This window comes from Trichococcus sp., from assembly GCF_049589555.1.
Taxonomy (GTDB): Bacteria; Bacillota; Bacilli; order Lactobacillales; family Aerococcaceae; genus Trichococcus.
Genome location: NZ_JBAWAZ010000092.1, coordinates 1 through 5,843, shown reverse-complemented (window position 1 = coordinate 5,843; position 5,843 = coordinate 1). Strand labels below are relative to the sequence as shown.

At 51.7% G+C, this 5,843-nt stretch carries 8 protein-coding genes; 1 reads left to right on the top strand and 7 read right to left on the bottom strand.

Annotated features, from left to right (window positions below; all coding sequences use genetic code 11):
• The 7 genes from WBV27_RS04085 to WBV27_RS04055 all read right to left on the bottom strand — a co-directional run.
• Nucleotides 1-508: FAD binding domain-containing protein (locus WBV27_RS04085; RefSeq protein WP_424199662.1), on the bottom strand; the 508-nt coding region annotated here is incomplete at its 3' end.
• On the bottom strand, nucleotides 502-978 hold the full coding sequence (locus WBV27_RS04080; protein WP_424199660.1) for a (2Fe-2S)-binding protein: 477 nt from the start codon (nucleotides 976-978) through the stop codon (nucleotides 502-504). The genes WBV27_RS04085 and WBV27_RS04080, both read right to left, overlap by 7 nt.
• Nucleotides 975-3,101: a xanthine dehydrogenase family protein molybdopterin-binding subunit gene (locus tag WBV27_RS04075; protein ID WP_424199658.1), complete on the bottom strand. Its 2,127-nt coding sequence runs from the start codon at nucleotides 3,099-3,101 to the stop codon at nucleotides 975-977. Before WBV27_RS04075 ends, WBV27_RS04080 begins: the two co-directional genes overlap by 4 nt.
• Before the next feature lie 4 nt (nucleotides 3,102-3,105).
• The gene (locus WBV27_RS04070) at nucleotides 3,106-3,690 is read right to left on the bottom strand and encodes a nucleotidyltransferase family protein (RefSeq protein WP_424199656.1); all 585 of its coding nucleotides are present in this window, start codon (nucleotides 3,688-3,690) and stop codon (nucleotides 3,106-3,108) included.
• Between the two features lie 212 nt (nucleotides 3,691-3,902).
• Nucleotides 3,903-4,445 carry a DUF2202 domain-containing protein gene (locus WBV27_RS04065; protein ID WP_424199654.1) on the bottom strand — a complete coding sequence of 181 codons (543 nt, stop codon included), beginning with the start codon at nucleotides 4,443-4,445 and terminating at the stop codon, nucleotides 3,903-3,905.
• 137 nt (nucleotides 4,446-4,582) lie between these two features.
• Complete coding sequence (locus tag WBV27_RS04060) at nucleotides 4,583-4,918, bottom strand: DUF1622 domain-containing protein (RefSeq protein ID WP_119092297.1); 336 nt, start codon at nucleotides 4,916-4,918, stop codon at nucleotides 4,583-4,585.
• A gap of 48 nt (nucleotides 4,919-4,966) precedes the next feature.
• Complete coding sequence (locus WBV27_RS04055) at nucleotides 4,967-5,344, bottom strand: iron chaperone (protein ID WP_424199651.1); 378 nt, start codon at nucleotides 5,342-5,344, stop codon at nucleotides 4,967-4,969.
• Nucleotides 5,345-5,595: 251 nt separating this feature from the next.
• On the opposite strand from WBV27_RS04055, the gene WBV27_RS04050 reads away from it, so the two are divergent.
• On the top strand, nucleotides 5,596-5,843 hold a 248-nt coding region (locus WBV27_RS04050), incomplete at its 3' end, for a divalent metal cation transporter (RefSeq protein ID WP_424199649.1).

Below are 5,843 nucleotides of genomic sequence, written 5' to 3'. Positions count from 1 at the left end.
CAAGCGGTATCGCAATCTCCGTCACCAGTTCATCGGGTTGAAGCAGCGTCTGTTTGGCAAAGGTGATGAATTGTCTGACGGGAAGCTTGCGCGTCCCGTGCGCGGATGCCAAAGTAATCTCCGCATTGAGCGCATAGAGCATTGGCAGGCTGTCACCGGATGAGGAGGCGTTGCAGAGGTTTCCCGCCAGCGTCCCCATATTTCGGATGGCGGGGGAAGCCATCTCGCGAATCGGCAATGAGATGTAGTCCGGCACAAACGGATGTTCCATCAGTTCAGAAAGCGTTACGGCTGCGCCAATCCTAAGCTTGCCCTCTGCGATTTCGATGCGCTTAAGCTCCGTGAGACTTCCGATATGGAGCACATCCAGCGGAAAATCCGGCGGCATACCGTTCCAACGCCTGTATTTCACCATCACATCGGTTCCGCCATTGATGACTAGGGTCTCATGTTGTCCTCTGATCCGCAGCGCCTCAGCCAAGGTATCCGGAATGAATATGTTCACCATAATCCATCCCCCTCCCGTGCTGCGGACAGGATGGCATCGACGATCATCGTATAGCCGGTGCAGCGGCATAGGTTGCCCGAAATGCCTTCCCTTACCTCCGCTTCTGTCGGATTGGGATTTTTCGAGAGCAACGCTTCAGCCGCCATGATGATACCTGGCGTGCAGAATCCGCATTGGATGCTGCCGTGATCCGCTAGTTTGTTCTTCAGCAGTTGGAACCGTTCCGTTTCCCGGTAGCCTTCGATGGTCCAGATGTTTTTTCCTGCAACCATGGCTGCCGTGATCAGACAGGAATTGACCAAGCGGCCATCCACCAGCACGGCGCAGGCGCCGCACTCGCCTTCCCCGCAACCTTCCTTGGCCCCTTTGCAATCAAGATCCTCCCTGATGATATCGAGCAGCCTTCTGGCAGGATCCGTCTTCAGCGCGACCTCCTGACCGTTCAGTTTGAAAGAAATGGCCTCCATCATGTCATCAACTCCCTTATGTATTCCGGGATTACCGGGATACGGTCGATTTTTTTGCCGATGGCCTGTTCCACAGCGGCCGCAAATGCCGGAGCAGGCCCGATCATCGGCAATTCACCCAATCCTTTGGCACCGAACGGCCCTCCTTCATAAGGGTTTTCAATCAATTCAAACGCGATCCGCGGAAAGTCCATAGCCGCGGGGATCAGATACTCGGAAAGACTGTCCTGCAGCAGTTTGCCTTCTTTGGTCTGCAGTCTTTCCATAGCTGCGTATCCCAAGCCCTGCACGATGCCGCCTTCGATCTGCCCTTGCACGATCTTTTCGTCTATCGGCGTTCCGATGTCGTATGCCGCCCAAACGCCCTTGATTTCAACTTCGTATGTAATTGCATCGACTGCCACTTCGACGACGTTGGCCCCCCAGGAATATTCGGGATAAGCATTCCCGGCCAATTTTTCGCTGTCCCAGGACAAATGTTCCGGATTAACGTAATTCTTCGCCACTTCAAATGTTTCCTCAGTCCAACGTTGCTTCATTTCAGCAGCGCATTCCTGCAGCAGGCGTCCGACGATCATAACTGTCCGGGATGCGACAGTAGGGCCTGAATCAGGGCAGTCCGCGGTATCCGGATAGGTCAGTTTGACTTGCCCAAGCGGGATATCCAAGGTTTGGGCGACGATTTTGCGCAAGGTGGTCAGAGCCCCTTGGCCGATTTCGGTGCTCGATACAAAAATACCTACTGTATCGCCCACATATTTTTTCAGTTTCACTCGTGATTTCAGCAGTTCCGCCTCGCCGGCTCCAGTGAAGCCACAGCCATGGAAGAAGAAAGAGCAGCCGATCCCCTTCCAGAAGCTCTTATTGGAGCTGAATGCGCTATGCTTCTCCTGATAATCGGATAATCTGTTCACAGCATCGGCGATTTCAGCCAGTTTGATGTCAGAATATAAGACGCCGCCGGTCGAAGAGCTGTCTCCCTTTTTCAGGAAATAACTCCTCCGCCATTCCAGCGGATCGACGCCCAATTCGGTCGCGATGTGCGCCATATGCATTTCGATGGCGAAGAATGCCTGCGGCCCGCCGAAGCCCCGGAACGCGCCAGTCACAATGTTGTTGGTCGCATAGGCTTTCCCCGTAACTTTCAGGTTCGGAATATCGTAAACGCCACAGGCAGAGAAGATCGTCCGCTGCAGCACGACGCTGGAGAGGCCCGCATAGGCTCCTGCATCCAGCTTGACGTCGATTTCCCGGGCGATGATGCGCCCTTCCGCATCCAGATGGCTCTTGATCCGGATGATGCTGGGATGGCGCTTGGTCGAGGCGCGGATGTCCTCCGGCCTGTCGAACAACAATTGGACCGGTTTTCCCGTCTTGATGGCTGCCAAAGCAGCGTGGACTCCCGGAATCGAAGGATATTCCTCCTTGCCGCCGAAGCCTCCGCCCGTAGGCAGCTGGACGACACGCACCCGTTCGTCCCCCCAGCCGAGCGCCTGCTTCAGGCCGCTGTGGATGTAATAGGGGCACTGCATCGAGCCATAAACGGAGACGCGCTCACCATCATAGCTGCCCAGCATCGCTTGCGGCTCGATATAGACATGCTCCTGGTAGCCGGTGCGGAGTTCATCTTCGATCACCTGGGCTGCTTGGGCGATAGCCGCATCCGGATTACCTTTCGTGTATTCATAACCGACAAAATAGGGTTTGTCACCGTAAATAAAAGAATCCGTTTGTTCCATGGCAGCCTCGATTGTCAGGATCGGCTGCAGCAATTCGTAGTCCACTTCTATTTTTCCGATGATGTCGAGTATGATTTCCTTGTCCGACCCAATGACCAAAAGGATCGGCTGGCCGATGTAATTGACTTCATCCACGGCCAAAAACGGCTGATCCTCGTACACAATCGGCACGATATTCTTGCCGGGGATATCATGGTAGTCGATGACCGTGTACCCTTCTGGCAGCTCCGGCAAACGGATTGCGCGAATTTTCGCGCGCGGCATCTCGGAGCGCAATGTCCTTGCGTAGAGCATGCCCTCCGGATGCAAATCGGCGCAGTATTTTGCTTTCCCTTCGACCTTGTCATCAAAATCGAAACGCCTGATGGATTTGCTGATAGTTTCCATCTCTTCACCTCACTTCTTTCGTTCGAAAATACTCCACTGCCTTGGCGTAATCCTCCGGCGTGTCGATGTCCCAAAAAAAATCCGGATAATCCACCGCGATGATTTCCGCCTTGTTTGCGCCTATGTATTCCTGCAGGCTCTGGCAACATTCATCCGCCAACAGGCCTTCGATCGCACAGCGGCTCAACAGGACCGGATGCCCTCGCTTTCCCTGATAGGCAGGCAAAACGATATCCCCTTTACCGGCCAACAGTTTTTCGCAGACTTCACGGGTAATGAAAGGGCAGTCGCCGGGCAGTATGAGGACACGCTCCGCTTCAGTACGTTGCAATCCGATCCGCACGGAGGAGAACATGCCTTTTTCGCAGTCTGCATTGTGAACGAAGACTACTTCCGGGCAGTGTCCGGCCGAAACCATCACTGCTTCGGAATGGAATCCCGTCACGACGATGACCTTGCTACAGAACGGGCGCAGGCTATCTATGCTTCTTTGGATCACTGTCCTGCCGCCCAAGTCCATCGTCATTTTTGAGTTTCCCGCCATCCGGGAGGACCTCCCGGCGGCCAGAATTACGCCTTCGATTTCCATTACAGCACCCCTCCCCAACAAAATGGACAGCGCTTACATTATGAAAATAGATCATTATTGCTTTCGCCTCCATTATACACCCAATCGTGCCGCGGCCCAATGGACAGGATAAGTATGAAGAAGGAAATTTCCGGGAAGCATACTTCCTTATGCGTTTCTCATAGCAAACAAGCCCCACGCAAATTGCGCGGGGCTTGTTTTATGGCTTCGCATCATTTTTTCCTGCCGGCACCATCCGGATTTCCGGCGACGCCGCGTTCAAAGGCTGCCAAATGGTTTTCGGATGCAGCCATCAAGCGTTCAAAGACACTTCTGACATCGTCCGGCAAATCTTCGGATTCAAGAAATTGTCCATAAACAGTGATGTTTTCGATTTCGCCTGCCACTCCTTTTTCAAAGCTTTCTGCCAAGGATGCCGGCAATACGATTCGGGCTTCCGCTTCATTTTCCGGCACCTCAAAACCGTAAGTTTTGAACAGCGGCAACAGCAAGGAAATGTGTGTGCCCTCCGCCTTGGCGATGCTCGTAAATGGTTTGACCGTTCCATATGCCTCCATGATCGCAAGGTAGGAAGCTTCGGCCATGTATTCATCCTGGATGGCGTAGACTAACATTTCTTCTATTGTATACGTTTCGCCTTCGCTGACCGCTGCTGCGCCATATAACTCTTCATCCTCAGATGCCATTACGCCTGTGCCGCTGAACAATAAGACTGCCAAAGCCCCACCCACAATTCCGTTCCTCCATTTTTTCATTTTGATCCGCTCCCTTTTTGTATGCTTCGTGATCTTCTTTTCATAGGTTCATTATAGGAAAGAAGTATGGCGAAAGAATGGCAAAAGCGGGGCGAAAAGTGAACGTTTTCAACCTCAAAAAAGGAAGAGTGCGAAAGTCACTCCCCTTCTTCTGAATTGGTGCTTTTGATTTCCCAATGGATGACAAGCGTCAACACGACACGCAGGATGACGATGGCTGAGAGCACAATGAATTCGTCGATCGTCTGTATGATGACCGTCTTCAGTATTTCCGCTGCCAGTTTGAACTCCAGGCTGAACGCCAGCGCTTTGGCCAATTCGAGTTTCGGTTGATTGTTGCTCAGATTCAGCTTGTCTTTAAAAAACAGATACAATGATTTGATGCATCCATAGAGGATGATCAGGACTCCGATGCCCTCAATCAGGCTCGCAAGTGTTGGGATGACTTCGGTTAAGACTGCATGCAAATTCATGGACGTCCCTCCTTTTTCCGTATTCAAGTTTGGTAACGAATCCGTTCTTTATTTGTTCTGTTTCTTTTTTTGCTTTGCTTCTTCGACCCGGAAGCGAACGATCCGGCTCACAAGCTCGTATGGGATAGGTTTCGTCAGCGGAAATTGGATGGCGCCTTTTGAAGTCTTGTAATCCATCAATTCTTCCTTGAATGCCGCAACACCGCTCGGTGCCGGATAGAAGCCGATATGATTTTTCTGCACCGCAAAATGCACAAGGTTTCCGTTCAGGTAGAAAGTCGGCATCTGATAGCTGATTTTCTCGGTCGCATCGGGGGCTTCTTCCTTTATCACCCGGCGGAACTCCTGCAGGATTGCCTGGATATCCTCATCATAGCGGCTGATGTATGCATCGAACGTTTCAATTTTTATAGCTGATTCTTCCATTTTAGTCCACCTCAACAGTCTGGATTTTTCGTTGTTTGCGTTCCTGTCAATATTATATCATATGGCGATGCAAGTGCTTGCAAGCTTAGCGGATAGTAGGTATGATGATGTCAAAGAAAGAAAAAATAAGAGAAAAAAACTGCACAAATCTGCTCCCTTATCCCAATGCCGACCGACAGCGCTGATGGCTAACGCAACTATTTTCAGGAGGGCTGCTTGCAGATGCACAACCCAACAAGGGAGTGAGAAAGATGGGCAAAATTCTCAAAAAGACCAAAAAATTCTTGAAAAAATTTGGACCCGGCGTCATCACTGGTGCCTCTGATGATGATCCATCCGGCATCGTCACCTATTCGCAGACCGGAGCCATGTTTGGCCTTCATCTGTTGTGGCTTTCTCCGATTCCGTGCATCTTTGCGATTGCCATCCAGGAAATGTGCGGACGGATCGGGATGGTATCCGGTAAAGGGCTGACAGGGATCATGAAACAGTCCTACCC

Excerpts from the sequence above, each read along its gene's own strand:
- WBV27_RS04065 (WP_424199654.1), bottom strand. The coding sequence starts at position 4,445 with ATGAAAAAATGGAGGAACGGAATTGTGGGTGGGGCTTTGGCAGTCTTA.
- WBV27_RS04070 (WP_424199656.1), bottom strand. The coding sequence starts at position 3,690 with ATGGAAATCGAAGGCGTAATTCTGGCCGCCGGGAGGTCCTCCCGGATG.
- WBV27_RS04060 (WP_119092297.1), bottom strand. The coding sequence starts at position 4,918 with ATGAATTTGCATGCAGTCTTAACCGAAGTCATCCCAACACTTGCGAGC.
- WBV27_RS04055 (WP_424199651.1), bottom strand. The coding sequence starts at position 5,344 with ATGGAAGAATCAGCTATAAAAATTGAAACGTTCGATGCATACATCAGC.
- WBV27_RS04080 (WP_424199660.1), bottom strand. The coding sequence starts at position 978 with ATGATGGAGGCCATTTCTTTCAAACTGAACGGTCAGGAGGTCGCGCTG.
- WBV27_RS04075 (WP_424199658.1), bottom strand. The coding sequence starts at position 3,101 with ATGGAAACTATCAGCAAATCCATCAGGCGTTTCGATTTTGATGACAAG.